Below are 14,617 nucleotides of genomic sequence, written 5' to 3' on the forward strand. Positions count from 1 at the left end.
ACAGTAATAAACACCGTGTTAGGCATGCTTCCATCGCGGAAGGAATGCGGATGTTCTCATCAGAAGTTACCGTGCTGGAGCATCGCCGGGGGGAGGAGCGGCTCCCTGCCGATGTGCGGGCGCGCTACGGGACCGGCGGCCGCCCCGAGCGTGCGCTGTGCCGGGTACTCGACGTGACGACGCGCGGCGCCAGGCTCGAAGTATTTTGCGACCTTCCCCGCGGCACGAAGATCACGCTGAGGCTCCCCAACTGCGACATCGTGCGTGCAAGCGTGATCTGGTCGAAGGATTTCGAAGCCGGCTGCAAGTTCATCGAACCCTTGAACGAGCGGGAGTTGGCATCGATCTTCATGAAGGGTCATGCCTGATCGGCGAATGCGGTCCTCCGATCCGCGCTGGTTATGAAGGCTAGCGGAATCGGGCGATTAGCGGGCCGCCGCCGCTCTCTGCCGGATCACACGCCGAGCCCATCGGCTAGAGACAATCATGGCAGCCAGAAGAGTTCTCGCGCTCATCATGGCGCATTGGACGATAGTACGCAGCAGGTCCGAATGAGCATCGTCGCTGGGAGCGGTTTCATCCTTGCCGACGATTCGGCTTGAGGCATCGCCATGACCGGCGCCGTGCTGGCAACCGCTTACGTTCGCGTCAAACTGCGGGATTAAATGTAGAGCCGACTTGGGCAGAGCGCTATTTTACCACGCGAAAGTAACGTGATAAATCGTCTGCAATGGTGACCCCTACGGGACTCGAACCCGTGTTTTCGCCGTGAGAGGGCGACGTCCTAGACCGCTAGACGAAGGGGCCGTGCGAGCGGAGCGGCGTCATTATGGGGCGGGATGGGGCAAGTCAAGGCGGATCGGATATCGGCCGACAGCATATGCTGGCGCCGGCGCCAGCACCTCCCCCGGCTTACCGGGAAACTACAGACTAGCCTAAATCGATCGTGACGACTAACATAGGTTGATGCAGGCTGATATCAGTTGGCGGGACGAGGCCGAAAACCTCATAGCCTTACACGGCGCTGATGCGATCGGCACACTGGTCGGTCGCATTGCCGATGCGGTCCGGCAGTGTGATGACCAGGCGGTCCGCAACCTGGATTTGGTCCTGCAACTCGTCGAGGCGCGATTCGAGGAACCCTGGCGTTTCCCCGCCGCCGGATCGGTTCGCTAGCACTCCGATAAAGAATGGGCGCGCGGCGCGATCAGGCGGCTGCCCGATCGCGCTCCTTCATCTCCTGGTTGAGCATCTCGGCGAGCAGGAACGCCAGCTCGATGCTCTGGCCGGCATTGAGGCGAGGATCGCAATGGGTGTGATAGCGATCGGCGAGATTTTCGTCGGTCACCGCCATCGCGCCGCCGGTGCATTCGGTGACATTCTGACCGGTCATCTCGGCATGGATGCCGCCGCCGTGGGTGCCCTCGGCGCGATGCACCGCGAAGAAGCCGCGCACCTCCGCCAGGATACGGTCGAACGGCCGGGTCTTGTAGCCGTTGCCCGCCTTGACGACGTTGCCGTGCATTGGGTCGCACGACCAGACCACCTGGCGGCCTTCCCGCTTCACGGCGCGGACAAGCGTGGGCAGGTGCTTCTCGATCTTGTCATGGCCATAGCGGGTGATCAGCGTGATCCGGCCCGGCTGGCGGCCCGGATCGAGCGTGTCCAGCAGGCGCAGCAACGCGTCCGGCTCGAGGCTGGGGCCACATTTCAGGCCAATCGGATTGCCGACGCCGCGCAGGAACTCGACATGTGCGGAGCCCTCGAAGCGGGTGCGATCACCGATCCACAGGAAATGGGCCGAGCAATCGAAATAGTCGCCGGTCAGGCTGTCTTCGCGGGTCAGCGCCTGCTCATAAGGGAGCAGCAACGCCTCGTGGCTGGTGTAGAACTGAGTGCCCTTGAGCTGGGGCACCGTCTCCGGATTGATCCCGCACGCCGCCATGAAGTCGAGCGCGTCGCCGATGCGGCTCGCCACCTCGCCATATTGCGCGGCCCAGGGGCTCCGGCCCATGAAATCGAGCGTCCAGGCATGGACTTGGTGAAGGTTGGCATAGCCGCCCTGGGCGAAGGCGCGCAGCAGGTTGAGCGTTGCGGCAGACTGGCTGTAGGCGCGGATCATGCGCCGCGGATCTGGAGTGCGGCCCGCCTCTTCGAACGCGATGTCGTTAATGATGTCGCCGCGATAGCTGGGCAGCGACACGTCGCCCTGTTCCTCGGTCGGCGTCGACCGCGGCTTGGCAAACTGGCCTGCCATGCGGCCGACCTTAACGATCGGCATCTTCGACGCATAGGTCAGCACCACCGCCATCTGGAGGATGACGCGGAAGGTGTCGCGGATGTTGTTCGGGTGGAACTCGGCGAAGCTCTCGGCGCAATCGCCGCCCTGCAGCAGGAAGGCCTTGCCGGCCGCGACCTCGGCCAGCGTTGCGGTCAGCTCGCGCGCTTCGCCCGCGAACACCAGCGGCGGATAGTTCGACAGCTCGTTCTCGGCCGCGGCCAATGCAGTGGCGTCCGGATAATCCGGCATCTGCACCGCTTTTTGTTGACGCCAGCTTTGGGGCGTCCAGTTCGTCGCCATTCCCAGTCCCACTTCCTTTTAGGGCGCTCCCAATGCGCGCGGGGGCCGTGAAAGGCAAGCGCAGGGTGGATTGGGGCGGCGCAAGATTAACTCGTGGCGGAATGGCGCCGTAGGAGCTCAGCGGTGCCGAACCTTCCAGCGCATATAGAGATTAGCGAAAATGCCGAGCAGAACCGCGCTGCCGATGCAGAGGGCGATATAGGCGGCATGGGTGGGCATATATTCGATCCAGAGAAATCCCGCCGCATAGCTGAGCGCTACGCACACGACGAAGGTCTGCAGCGAATTAGACCCGATCACCGCGAACTGCCGCATCAGCCACAGCCGCTGCAGGCCCGGCCACATCCACAATATGCTCATGATCAGCCAGCAGACCGACATGGCGTGCGCCACGCGGATCGGCCCGATCCGGATCTTGCTCTGGTAGAGGACCTCGAACGAGAACCAGCCCTGAGCCAGGAACAATATGGTGAGCCCGGCGAAGATCAGCACTGGCGGCACCAGCCATCGCCAGTCGCCCTCTGCGCGGCGTTCCATCCTTGCGAGCAGCCGGTAGCGGCCGGCTGCCATCGCGCCGAAGAACAGCAGCTGCCACGACGCCGGGTTGAAGTTCCACAGCCAATCGCCGACCGGCGAGCCGCCGACGATGTTGAACCAGGCATTCTCATGCGCGAACCAGTAGAGCCCGACCGACGCGAGGAGGCCGAGCAGCACATGAATCCGCAGCAGCAGGGCGAAGATCGGTGCGGTGGCGAGCAGCACCATATAGGTGACGAGGATCTCCAGGCAGTAAGGCTGGATGTAGAGGATCAGGAAGTCGATCAGCGAAGCCGGGCCGCGCTGTATGAACCAGCTGTAGAAGCTCAACCGAGCCAAATCCGCGGACTCGATGCACAGCGGCAGCAGGACCATGAACAAGCCGAGGTTATAGAGATAGAGCTTGCCGGCCCGGGGCCATACCTTCGCGGCGAATCCGCCGAGCGTCACATTCCGGTCAGCCCGCAGATAAACGGCGCCGACAAGATAGCCCGAAAGCAGGAAGAACACCTCGGCCGCGCTCGAAAAGCCCCACAGCGTCAGGGTAGGGAACTGCATCCCGACCATGTGCATCCGGTCGGTGAACCCGGTTATGTGGTTGATCGTAATGGTGATCAACGCGAGTCCGCGCAATATGTCGATACTGGAGTCGCGCTGGTTCGGGCGCGGCCCGCCGGTCTGGCTGGAATCGGTGGAGGTCACGCCGGGGGCTTACCGTGCACGCGAAAAAATACAATGTGGAGCGCCTGCCATGCGGCTGTTCATTGATCCTGAAGATAGCCCAGCCCATATAGGTGGCAAGCGATGCGCCTGACGGCGCTCCGATCGGAGACTACATGACTGAGAATCTGCCCGTATTGCCGTTGCGCGATATCGTCGTTTTCCCCCACATGATCGTGCCGCTATTCGTCGGGCGAGAGAAATCCGTGGCAGCGCTCGAAAGCGCGATGGCCGCTGACAAGTCCATTTTCCTGGTCGCCCAGCTTGATCCGGCGGAGGACGATCCCGATCGGGATGCGCTGTACGATCTGGGCGTGGTGGCGACCGTGCTCCAGCTCCTCAAGCTACCGGACGGCACGGTGCGCGTGCTGGTCGAGGGCAAGCAACGCGCTCGCCTGGACGAACTGTCGAGTGGGGAGACGCACCTCACCGCGGCTGTCGAGCTGATCGAGGAAGCCGAGGCGGAGGGTGCCGAAGTATCCGCGCTGATGCGGTCGGTGATCGACCAGTTCGAGAATTACGCGCGCCTCAACAAGAAGCTGCCGGCTGAGACTTCGGTTCAGCTCGGCCAGATCGAGGACGCCGCCAAGCTCGCAGATGCGATTGCCGCGAACATTTCGATCAAGGTGGCGGACAAGCAGGCGCTGCTTGTCGAACTCGATCCCGCCAAGCGGCTCGAAATGGCGTTCGCGCTGATGGAGGGCGAACTGGGCGTGCTCCAGGTCGAGAAGAAGATCCGCAGCCGCGTGAAGCGGCAGATGGAAAAGACCCAGCGGGAATATTATCTCAACGAGCAACTCAAGGCGATCCAGCGCGAGCTCGGCAATGGCGAGGGCGAGGACGCCGGCGACGAGCTGGCCGAACTCGCCGGCAAGATCGCGAAGCTCAAGCTGTCGAAAGAGGCTCGCGGCAAGGCCAATGCCGAGCTCAAGAAGCTGCGGACAATGGCGCCGATGTCGGCAGAAGCGACGGTCGTGCGCAACTATCTCGATGTCCTGCTCGGCCTGCCATGGGGCAAGAAGTCGAAGCTCAAGAAGGACATCGCGGCGGCGCAGGCGGTTCTCGATGCGGATCATCATGGCCTTGAAAAGGTCAAGGATCGCATCGTCGAGTATCTTGCCGTGCAGGCGCGCACCAACAAACTCAAGGGACCGATCCTGTGCCTCGTCGGCCCCCCCGGCGTCGGCAAGACCTCGCTGGGCCGCTCGATCGCCAAGGCCACTGGCCGCGAATTCGTCCGCCAGTCGCTCGGCGGCGTGCGCGACGAGGCCGAAATCCGCGGCCATCGCCGCACCTATATTGGCTCGCTGCCGGGCAAGATCGTCACCAATCTGAAGAAGGCCGGGGCCTCAAACCCGCTGTTCCTGCTCGATGAGATCGATAAGCTCGGTCAGGATTTCCGGGGCGATCCGGCCTCGGCGCTGCTCGAGGTGCTCGATCCGGAGCAGAACAGCCGCTTCCAGGATCACTATCTGGAGATCGATATCGACCTCTCCGACGTGATGTTCGTTTGCACCGCGAACAGCCTCAATCTGCCGCAGCCATTGCTCGATCGCATGGAGATCATCCGGCTCGAAGGCTATACCGAGGACGAGAAGGTCGAGATCGCCAAGGCGCATCTGCTCGACAAGCAGATCGAGGCGCATGGTCTCAAAACCACCGAGTTCGAACTCACCAACGAGGGGCTGCGCGACCTGATCCGCTATTACACCCGGGAAGCCGGTGTTCGCACGCTGGAGCGTGAGATCGCCAAGCTTGCCCGCAAGAGCCTGCGCCGGATCCTCGAGGGCAAGGATAGCCGGGTGGTGATCACGCCGGACAACCTGTCCGATTTCGCCGGCGTGCGGAAGTTCCGCTTTGGCATCGGCGAGGAGGAGGATCAGGTCGGCGCCGTCACCGGGCTCGCCTGGACGGAGGTCGGGGGCGAGCTGCTGACGATAGAGGCGGTGACCGTAACCGGGAAGGGCGCAATCAACACGACCGGCAAGCTCGGCGACGTGATGAAGGAGAGCGTCCAGGCGGCGTTCAGCTTCGTCAAGGCGCGTGCGCCCGCTTATGGCATCAAGCCGAGCCTGATCGGACGCAAGGACATCCATATCCATCTGCCCGAGGGTGCGGTTCCCAAGGATGGCCCTTCGGCGGGCATCGGCATTACCACCGCCATCATCTCGACCTTGACCGGTATTCCGGTTCGCAAGGAGATCGCGATGACCGGCGAAGTAACGCTTCGCGGTCGAGTCTTGCCGATCGGCGGTCTCAAGGAGAAGCTGCTGGCGGCGCTGCGCGGCGGCATCACCACCGTCCTGATCCCCAAGGAGAATGAAAAGGATCTTGTCGAGATCCCGGCCAACATCCGGGAGGGACTGACCATCATCCCGGTGAGCCATGTCGACGAGGTGCTCGCGCTGGCTCTGGCCGGTGATCTCACGGCGATCGACTGGACCGAGGCCGATGAACTGGCGCTCACCCTGCGCGGCGCGACGAGCCCCGACGGCACCGAAGTCGCCGTCCGACACTGACGCGGCGGTGAAGCGGCTATCGGTGGAATGACCGTGCCGCTTCACCGGGCCGGGTCACAAATGCCCCTTCGCCCGGAAGCTGTAAAAGCCTGATCGGCTGACGATGATATGGTCGAGCAGGCGGATATCGAAGAGCTTCGCCGCCTCGAAGATCGCGCGAGTGATCACCATGTCACTGTTGCTGGGCGTGGAGTCTCCAGAAGGATGGTTATGTGCCAGGATCATGCCTGTGGCACCGATATCCAGCGCCTGGCGCACGAGTTCGCGGGGCGTCAGGCTGACTCTGTCGACGGTGCCATAGGCGACGACATCGTCGCGCATCAGCCTGTTCTTGGCGTCGAGGTGGAGTATGCGCGCCTGCTCGACGGGCATGTAGGCCATATGTGCAAAGAGATATTGTTGAACTGCGCGGTCATCCGCGAGGATCGGCCGCTCCTGAATCTCCTGGCCAAGCGAATGGAGCAGAAGGTGGCGGGCGGCCAATAACAGCTCGACGACGTGGGTTGCGTTCGGCAGCGCTCGGTTCAGTCGGTCCGGACTCGCAGACAGGGCGGAGGATGATGTGCCGAATTCGGCGATGAGCCGATCGGCCAGTCGCGTGGCCCCAACGCGCTCGACCGTATAGATCAACCTGCGAAGAAGGTTCCGTCCCTCCTGCGCCGATGATGGCGCCACGTCGCGAAGGCCAATGTGGTGAGCATCGGATAGACCCACATGGCTGTCGCGTTCGCGTATGCCCATGGAATCACATGGGGTACGTAGGGCGCGAAATGAGTGAGGGCCGTTAGTCCCTGCATTGCCGTGAGCCATAGAGGCCAATATTTTTCCGTTGTCATCGAGAGACAGAGCAGAACCACAAAAAACGAAAAGTCGACCATGAAGACCGACAATTCCATGTGGCGAAACCGCAAGGTCACCGAACTCACGACGAGTAAGCTCAGATAGGTCATAGCTATGATGCCGACCGCCGCGATCCGCTCAGCCGTGCCTCCTCGAAGCAAGGCGTAAACGCAAACGGCCCACATCAGGGCGCCATAGATTAGTTGCCGGGTCACCCGCTGAGCCCATCACGGCCAGGGGCCTGACGTCAAGGGGTGACCCGTCACCTCATGCTGCGCGTAGCGGCGTGATCTCGCGATCGTCGATCACCGGCGGGGGCGGAATCTTGTCGCCGCCGGCGACCACAGGCAGCTTGAACTTGCGCTGGACGACGGCCAGCTGGCGATGACCTTCTACAACCTGTCCCCGCGCCGCGATGATGGTCGAGAGCGATCCGAAAAAGTTGGTGAAGGCGCCCTGCGCCACCTCCATGGCAAAATTGCCATCAAGCCGCGCTATCGGCAGTTCCGCCGCGAGCATGGCACCCCGGTTGGCCGCGATATCTAGGGCGCGCTCATATTCTTCGAGAGCGGCATAGACACGCAGTGTCGCATCATCACGGTTCTTGGACATAACTCTCCCCATGCGCCGGATAGGGCGCGTCAGATCGATTGGCGGGATGTCTAGCGCTTCAGCGCCAGGACAATATTCGACAGAGCAGCGAAGCCAGAGAGTAGCGCGCCGGTTCCCATGCCAATTCCGATGATCAGTACCGCGATCCAGAACAGGCGTTGGGCGATCGTCAGATCGTTGCGTGGTTTCCCTCTGGTAGGCACGGGCAGCGGGAAATCTATGAAGGTTGCTTCGCCGTAGGTTCTGTAGGGAACCTGGTCTTCACGAAGCGCGCTCATCGCATCTCGATGCCCGTCACCGACCGAAGCCGGTGACTGCATGATGAGCGTTTCGGAACGTGAGGCAACGGAGTACGGTTGACTAGTCAACCGCTGACTAGGCTCCTCGCGCTCGAAAGAATCGAGCAAGCGCGCGGCTTCGAGACGATTGCTCACGCCCAGAGTCTGGATCGCGCTGCGAAAATGATTGTCGACCGTCATCGGCGAGATGCCGAGTTCGCGGCCGATCTCCTTCGACTGCTTGTGCTGGAGGACTAGGCGCAGACAGTCGCGCTGCCGCGCGGTCAACTTGGTGATGGCCTCATGTCCCATGCGCTGAATTTACCCGATCGGCCGGCCAAGTCGATGCGAATCTGAACAGCGACATGCTTTCGGGTGATCCGGGGAGGGACGCCATGCCGCGAATCGGCACGTCTGACCCGCTCTGTTCAGGCGCCGGGATAGCTGATTGCGAGTACTTCATGTTCTTTTGTGCCGCCCGGCAGCGCCACGCGGCGGACGTCTCCAACGGCGGCACCCTTCAACGCATGGGCGAGCGGGGAGCGCCAGCTGATGCGGCCATGGCTCGCATCGGCCTCGTCCTCGCCGACCAGGGTGAGCACGCGCTCGACGTCGTCGTCGTCGACGATGGTCACCGTCGCGCCGAAGAAGACCCTGCTGCGGTCGGTCTGGCGCGCGGGATCGACGACCCTGGCCGATTTCATCCGCCGCGAGAGATGGCCGAGCTCACGATCGATTTCGCGCAGCTTCTTGCGGCCGTAGATATAATCCCCGTTTTCGGATCGATCGCCGTTGCCGGCGGCCCAGCTAATCACTTCGACCAGGGCTGGGCGCTCGGTCCCGAACAGCAGCTCATACCGTGTGCGCATCGCGGCGAAGCCCGCCGGCGTGATATAGTTGACGCGTTCCTCGGTCACCGCCCGCGCCGCTGATTGAGCACCTCATAGGCCATGACCGCGGTTGCCACGGCGGCGTTGAGGCTATCGGCCTTACCCAGCATCGGCATCTTTACCAGCAGATCGCATTCCCCCTCGTAATCGGCCGGCAGTCCCTGCGCTTCGTTGCCGACGAGGATGAAGGTCGGGGCTGCATAGCAGGGCGCCTGATAATCCTGGACGGCCTTTAGGCTGGTGCCAACGAGCTGCCCCGCGCCGGCGCGCAGCCACGCCACGAATTCCGGCCATCGTGCGGTCGCGATCCGCTGGGTGAACAGTGCCCCCATCGTCGCCCGCACCGCCTCGACCGAGAAGGGATCGACGCAATCGTCCACAAGGATGAGGCCGCCGGCTCCCACGGCATCGCCGGTGCGCAGGATCGTTCCGAGGTTGCCGGGATCGCGAAGCGACTGGGCGACGATCCAGATATCAGCGACGTTACGGTCGAGTTGGTCCAGGGTGGTATCGAACTCACGATACACGCCGATGACCGTCTGCGGATTATCCTTGCCCGACAGCTTTGCGAGAATGTCGCGATCGGTTTCGATCACGTCGCCGCCGGCCTGTTCGACCAGGCCGACCAGCCGTTGCGTCAGCGGATGTTCGGCGCCGTCCTTCGCATAGAAGATCATCTCCGGAAGGGTTCCGCTGTCGGCGGCCTCGGTCAGGATGCGTAATCCCTCGGCTAAGAACAGGCCCTCCTCGCGACGATGCCGCTTCTCGCGCAGCGAACGCACGCGTTTGATCAGCGGATTGGAAAAGGCGGTGATCTGGCGGGGCAGGGTGAAGACTCTCGTCTGGTGTTCCACGCGTCCCGAGCAAAGTCGAGGAGCGCTGTTTTGGTGAAACATGTCTCGACTGCGCTCGACATGAGCGCAACCTACTATGCTATTCCTCGCCGAATTTGCCCTCGACGAGTTCGACCAGCGCGCTCAGCGCCTTTTCCGCACCGTCGCCACGAGCCGAGATGATGACGCTGTCGCCCTTCGCCGCGCCCAGCATCATCAGACCCATGATCGAGGTACCCGCGACCTTGGAACCGTCCTTCTCGACCTCGACGTCAGCGCTGTGCGAACTCGCCAGCGTGACGAACTTGGCGCTTGCGCGGGCATGCAGGCCGCGAATGTTGGTAATCTGAACCTCCCGCTGAATCAGCGTCATGCAGCAGCTTCCCCCAGCACTTCGGATGCAACCGATATATATTTACGCCCTGCGTCGCGTGCCGCTGCGATCGCGGCTTTGATGTTCATCATCTTTCGCGCGCCTTCAAGACGAATCAGCATCGGCAGGTTGATTCCCGCGATCACCTCGATCCTCCCAGGCTCCATCAGCGAAATGGCTAGATTCGACGGGGTGCCGCCGAACAGGTCGGTGAGCAGGATGACGCCGGATCCGTCGTCGACGGACTTGACCGCGCGTGCAATGTCGGCCCGCCGGCCTTCCATGTCGTCGTCGGGACCGATGCAGATCGCCTCTATGGCGGTCTGCGGCCCCACGACATGTTCCATCGCGGTCACGAATTCGGCCGCAAGACGGCCGTGAGTAACGAGCACCAATCCGATCATTCGACTAACAACCCAATGGTCACGATCCTAAGCCTGGCAAGGTGCTCTCCCGGACGTCCAGCTTCGGCTGAGCCAGATCGCGGTGGCGAACCGTGGGCGAAAATCCTGCCTCGCGCAACCGCATTGCGAGCGATTCCGCGAAATGCACCGATCGGTGCTTCCCGCCGGTGCAGCCTATTGCGACGGTGATGTAATTTTTGCCCTCGGCCTCGTAGCGCGGCAGCAGTAGCAGGATCAGCTCCTCTATCCGCGCCTTGGCCTCGGGATAGACAGGATCCCCAGCGATATAGGCTGCGACTTCCGGATCGAGCCCGGTGCGAGGCCTGAGCGCCGCGACCCAATGCGGATTGCGCAGGAACCGCATGTCGAACATGAGGTCTGCATCGCGGGGAACGCCGCGCGAAAAGGCGAAGGACATCACCGTCAGCGTCGCGCTGCCCTGGCCGGAATTGCCGAAGCGCTGCCGCAACAGGGCCTGCAGGTCGTTGGTCGAGCGGCCGGTCGTCTCGACCAGCTCGTCGGCGGCTTCCCGCAGCGGTGCGAGCAGCTCGCGTTCATAGGTGATCCCATCTTCGACCGGGCGGTCCTGCGCGAGCGGGTGGCGGCTGCGGGTTTCGGAATATCGGCGGCTAAGCTCGGCGCCCGAACAGTCCAGGAAAAGAATCGAGGTATCGCGTCCGTCGTCGCGCAGCGACTGTGCCTGCCGCACGATCCGGTGACTATCGAAATCGCGGGTACGGCTGTCGATCCCGACAGCCAGCGGGCGATGATTGTCGACGCTCCCCTCGGGCGGGCTGGCGGCAAGCAGCCTGTCGAGCAGCGACACGGGAAGATTGTCGACCGTTTCCCAGCCCATGTCCTCCAGCGCCTTGAGCGCGGTCTTCTTGCCGGCCCCCGACATCCCCGTGACGAACAGGATCCGGCGCGGACCCGATGGCGCACTCATGGCCTCGTTTCCAGTCCGAACATGCGAAGCGCCTGCTCGGCCTTGATCGGTGCCGATGCCTCCAACGCGGCGAAGGCGAGGACCGGGACCGGGATGCCGCAAAGCCTCTCCGTTGGCAGCGTCTCGTCCGTCATGCGTGCGGGCACGGTATCGAGGTCAAGCATCAGCGCTACCGGTCCCTCCCCGCCGCAACCTATATCGACGAGCCCGATGCCGCGAACTTCGATCCGGCCGGCGATCCGCGGCGGTGCGCTTGCATAAAGAATGCCGGCGCGGGCCTCCAGCCCGGTATAGTCGTCGGAGATCAGCAGCGCCCCCCGGTCGATCAGGCGCAGCGCCAGGTCGGATTTGCCGCTGCCCGACTGGCCGGACAGCAGCAGCACTCGACCCCTTATCAGCACGCTGGTCGCATGCAGAGGATTGGCGTGCGGCACGGTCATCGGCTCCAGGCGGGCAGGCGGATCACGAAACGCGCGCCGGTGGGTGCATTGTCCCGGTCGGTAGCCATGATCGTGCCATTATGCCCCTCGACTATTGCCTTTGCGATAGCGAGGCCGAGGCCGCTATGCCGGCCGAACTCCTCGCCGTCCGGACGATCGCTATGAAACCGGTTGAAGATCGCCTCGCGAGCCTCGGGCGGCACGCCCGGGCCCTCATCCTCTACCCGGATCACCACATCATCGCCATCGCGCGTGGCTGCAACCTGAACGAGCCCTTGGGGTGGAGAAAAAGATACCGCATTTTCAACGAGATTCTCGACGACTCGGGTAAGGCGCGAGCCGTCTCCGAACACGACGGCCGTGCCCCGGTGGGGCCGCGCGAAGGCGACGCGAACATTGCCGTTGCGGCCGCGCTCCTCGCGCGTCGTCAGCAGCCCTTCGATCATGATGCCGAGGTCGATCGACTCGAATCGAGCCCGGGCCAGCTCGGCGTCGACCCGCGACGCTTCGGCAATGTCCGTGATCAGCCGGTCGAGCCGCCCGACATCGTCGCGGATCACGTCGATCAGTTGCTTCTGCAAGTTGGGATCCTGCACAAGCCCGAGGCTGTCGACCGCCGAGCGCAGTGAGGCGAGCGGGTTCTTCAACTCGTGTGTGACATCGGCGGCGAACGCCTCGGTTGCATCGATTCGTTGCCGGATCGCGAGACTCATGTCGGATAAGGCGCGGGCGAGGGTTCCGATCTCGTCACGGCGGTCGGGCAGGCGGGGAACCTGCACTTCGCGCGCTCGGCCGAGCCGCACACGGTGCGCCGCCAGGGCGAGACGCCGCAAGGGGCGAACGATGGTGCGCGCAAGGAACAGCGACAGGCTTACCGACACCAGCACCACGAGCAGCAAGACGACGCTCAGCCGCAGCCGTTCCGCGCGCACGATACGGGTGATGTCCCGCTGGTTCTCGGTCGATAGCAGCACGCTGCCGCCGCCGTCCGGGCCGCGCACGTCGATTGCGGCGATGATCATGGGCGTGCGGTCGGGCGCGCGCTGCACGTCGGTTACGATGTTATGGCTTCGCACCGCGTCGATGGCCTGCGGCCAAGCCGCGAGCGTGTCGACCTGGGGTTCGCGATAGTGGCGGGGGCGATCTGCCCCAACAACGACATCGATCGATCGATCGAGGAAGCGCGCCGCGCGTTTCTGCCATTCCTCGAGAGTCGGATCGCGCAGCTGATAAGTCGGACCGGAGATCGACCAGCTGTCGAACGTGGCGCGAACGTCGACCGCGCGGGAACGGCGCGACGGGTAATGGTAGACGCGCAGCCTGGTATCGGTGACGGTCCCGAGCTTGGCGAGCAGTGCCGCCCGCCCGCCAGGGGGTGTCACCGCATAGGCTTCGGCGATCAACCGCACCTGAGTCGCCGTTTCCTCGAGCCTGGCGTCGATCAACTGTGAGCGGTAGCTGTCGAGATAGAAGAAGCCGCCGGCCAGCATGGCCAGCGCGAAAATGTTGACCGCCAGGATCCGCGTCGTGAGCGACGTCCGCGCGGCGGCTTCGGGCGTGCCGAGCGCGCTATCATTCCTCGGCAAAGCGGTAGCCCACGCCATAGAGGGTCTCGATCGCCTTGAACTCGCCGTCGACCTGTCGGAATTTACGGCGCAGGCGCTTGATGTGGCTGTCGATCGTGCGGTCGTCGACGTAGACATCGTCCTGATAGGCGGTGTCCATCAGTTGGTCGCGCGATTTGACGAATCCAGGACGTTGCGCAAGCGCCTCCAGGATCAGGAATTCGGTGACCGTCAAGGTCACGTCCTGCCCGTTCCACTGGACCCGGTGCCGGGCGGGATCCATTTCGAGCCGGCCGCGCACGATTTTCTCGGCCGGCGGCGCATCGGGCTGGTCCTCGCTTACTGCGCGGGCCTCGGTGCGTCGTAATATCGCGCGGATACGCGCGATCAGCAGCCGCTGCGAGAAAGGCTTGGTGATATAGTCGTCGGCGCCCATGGCGAGACCCAGCGCCTCATCGAGTTCGTCGTCCTTCGAGGTGAGAAAGATCGTCGGGATGCTGCTCTTCTCGCGCAGCCGCCGCAGCAATTCCATGCCGTCCATGCGCGGCATCTTTATATCCAGCACGGCAAGGTCCGGCGGATTGTCGAGCAGGGCCTTCAGCGCGGCTTCACCGTCGGAATAGACCCGCACGCTGAATCCTTCGGACTGCAGCGCGATCGAGACCGAGGTAAGGATATTGCGATCGTCATCGACCAGAGCGATGGTAGGCGTCATGGGACCGGATGGCCTCCCCGAGAAAATGGCCGAAAGGAAGTTGGCCTACACGCCATGGCCCGGAAACTGTGCACCCTGACTAGCCTAGCCCTTATGCGCGTTCAACTATGCCGCGCGCACTCTTTACGATCAGCCGCTTTGAAACTATGCGCGAAAGAAACAGCTAAAGGCGCGGATGAGGCTCGATCGATCAGTTTGAGCCTCATCGACGCACCCAATCATTAGGAGGGCGGCCGCCCGTTGCGGTCTAACCCGTATAGGAGAACAATGTGCCTCAGCTCCCGCCCGCCTTTGGCCTCGACAAACAGGGACTTGACGTCGACGCCCAGCTTCACTGGAACCTCGGAACCGCGCCGCTCGTCGA

General features: G+C 63.2%; 17 protein-coding genes and 1 tRNA gene. 3 read left to right on the forward strand and 15 right to left on the reverse strand.

Translation table 11 applies throughout. The features are described 5' to 3' along the window. The first annotated feature begins 50 nt into the window (after positions 1 to 50). Positions 51 to 368: a PilZ domain-containing protein gene (locus AAC645_RS01470; RefSeq protein WP_340313293.1), complete on the forward strand. Its 318-nt coding sequence runs from the start codon at positions 51 to 53 to the stop codon at positions 366 to 368. Between the two features lie 363 nt (positions 369 to 731). Here AAC645_RS01470 and AAC645_RS01475 read toward each other — a convergent pair. Then, positions 732 to 807: transfer RNA gene (locus AAC645_RS01475), tRNA-Glu, on the reverse strand. Positions 808 to 966: 159 nt separating this feature from the next. On the opposite strand from AAC645_RS01475, the gene AAC645_RS01480 reads away from it, so the two are divergent. Continuing rightward, entirely contained in the window at positions 967 to 1,176 is a 210-nt protein-coding gene (locus AAC645_RS01480) for a hypothetical protein (protein WP_340313295.1), read from the forward strand. 31 nt (positions 1,177 to 1,207) lie between these two features. Here AAC645_RS01480 and AAC645_RS01485 read toward each other — a convergent pair whose 3' ends face one another. Together AAC645_RS01485 and opgC are read right to left on the reverse strand one after the other, a co-directional pair. Then, positions 1,208 to 2,581, reverse strand: a complete 1,374-nt coding sequence (locus AAC645_RS01485) for a class II 3-deoxy-7-phosphoheptulonate synthase (protein ID WP_340313296.1) — start codon at positions 2,579 to 2,581, stop codon at positions 1,208 to 1,210. A 117-nt stretch (positions 2,582 to 2,698) separates the two neighbouring features. Beyond that, on the reverse strand, positions 2,699 to 3,820 hold the full coding sequence (gene opgC / locus AAC645_RS01490) for an OpgC domain-containing protein (RefSeq protein WP_340313297.1): 1,122 nt from the start codon (positions 3,818 to 3,820) through the stop codon (positions 2,699 to 2,701). A 134-nt stretch (positions 3,821 to 3,954) separates the two neighbouring features. Here opgC and lon point away from each other — a divergent pair, with 134 nt between their 5' ends. Next, on the forward strand, positions 3,955 to 6,357 hold the full coding sequence (lon, locus tag AAC645_RS01495; RefSeq protein ID WP_340313298.1) for an endopeptidase La: 2,403 nt from the start codon (positions 3,955 to 3,957) through the stop codon (positions 6,355 to 6,357). 54 nt (positions 6,358 to 6,411) lie between these two features. On the opposite strand, the gene AAC645_RS01500 is transcribed toward lon, so the two are convergent. The 12 genes from AAC645_RS01500 to AAC645_RS01555 form a co-directional block, all read right to left on the reverse strand. Next, on the reverse strand, positions 6,412 to 6,987 hold the full coding sequence (locus AAC645_RS01500; RefSeq protein WP_340313299.1) for a JAB domain-containing protein: 576 nt from the start codon (positions 6,985 to 6,987) through the stop codon (positions 6,412 to 6,414). Next, positions 6,984 to 7,412: a hypothetical protein gene (locus AAC645_RS01505; RefSeq protein ID WP_340313300.1), complete on the reverse strand. Its 429-nt coding sequence runs from the start codon at positions 7,410 to 7,412 to the stop codon at positions 6,984 to 6,986. The genes AAC645_RS01500 and AAC645_RS01505 overlap by 4 nt, the downstream gene beginning before the upstream one ends. A gap of 52 nt (positions 7,413 to 7,464) precedes the next feature. Next, a complete protein-coding gene (locus AAC645_RS01510) occupies positions 7,465 to 7,809 on the reverse strand; it encodes a hypothetical protein (RefSeq protein WP_340313301.1) in 345 nt (114 codons plus the stop codon). A gap of 50 nt (positions 7,810 to 7,859) precedes the next feature. After that, the gene (locus tag AAC645_RS01515) at positions 7,860 to 8,399 is read right to left on the reverse strand and encodes a helix-turn-helix transcriptional regulator (RefSeq protein WP_340313302.1); all 540 of its coding nucleotides are present in this window, start codon (positions 8,397 to 8,399) and stop codon (positions 7,860 to 7,862) included. 116 nt (positions 8,400 to 8,515) lie between these two features. Next, complete coding sequence (locus tag AAC645_RS01520) at positions 8,516 to 9,004, reverse strand: GreA/GreB family elongation factor (RefSeq protein ID WP_340313303.1); 489 nt, start codon at positions 9,002 to 9,004, stop codon at positions 8,516 to 8,518. Further along, complete coding sequence (locus AAC645_RS01525; RefSeq protein WP_340313331.1) at positions 9,001 to 9,804, reverse strand: TrmH family RNA methyltransferase; 804 nt, start codon at positions 9,802 to 9,804, stop codon at positions 9,001 to 9,003. The genes AAC645_RS01520 and AAC645_RS01525 overlap by 4 nt, the downstream gene beginning before the upstream one ends. 106 nt (positions 9,805 to 9,910) lie before the next feature. Next, entirely contained in the window at positions 9,911 to 10,183 is a 273-nt protein-coding gene (locus AAC645_RS01530) for an HPr family phosphocarrier protein (RefSeq protein WP_340313305.1), read from the reverse strand. Further along, positions 10,180 to 10,587 (reverse strand): PTS sugar transporter subunit IIA, encoded by a 408-nt coding sequence (locus AAC645_RS01535; protein WP_340313306.1) that lies wholly within the window; start codon positions 10,585 to 10,587, stop codon positions 10,180 to 10,182. Before AAC645_RS01535 ends, AAC645_RS01530 begins: the two co-directional genes overlap by 4 nt. Positions 10,588 to 10,606: 19 nt before the next feature. Continuing rightward, positions 10,607 to 11,533: an RNase adapter RapZ gene (rapZ, locus tag AAC645_RS01540; RefSeq protein WP_340313307.1), complete on the reverse strand. Its 927-nt coding sequence runs from the start codon at positions 11,531 to 11,533 to the stop codon at positions 10,607 to 10,609. After that, entirely contained in the window at positions 11,530 to 11,973 is a 444-nt protein-coding gene (locus AAC645_RS01545) for an HPr kinase/phosphorylase (protein WP_340313309.1), read from the reverse strand. Before AAC645_RS01545 ends, rapZ begins: the two co-directional genes overlap by 4 nt. After that, the gene (locus tag AAC645_RS01550) at positions 11,970 to 13,577 is read right to left on the reverse strand and encodes a sensor histidine kinase (RefSeq protein ID WP_340313311.1); all 1,608 of its coding nucleotides are present in this window, start codon (positions 13,575 to 13,577) and stop codon (positions 11,970 to 11,972) included. The genes AAC645_RS01545 and AAC645_RS01550 overlap by 4 nt, the downstream gene beginning before the upstream one ends. Beyond that, positions 13,546 to 14,253 (reverse strand): response regulator transcription factor, encoded by a 708-nt coding sequence (locus AAC645_RS01555; RefSeq protein ID WP_340313312.1) that lies wholly within the window; start codon positions 14,251 to 14,253, stop codon positions 13,546 to 13,548. The genes AAC645_RS01550 and AAC645_RS01555 overlap by 32 nt, the downstream gene beginning before the upstream one ends. Positions 14,254 to 14,617: the final 364 nt, after the last annotated feature.

The organism is Rhizorhabdus argentea (genome assembly GCF_037861105.1).
GTDB classification, from domain to species: Bacteria; Pseudomonadota; Alphaproteobacteria; order Sphingomonadales; family Sphingomonadaceae; genus Rhizorhabdus; species Rhizorhabdus argentea.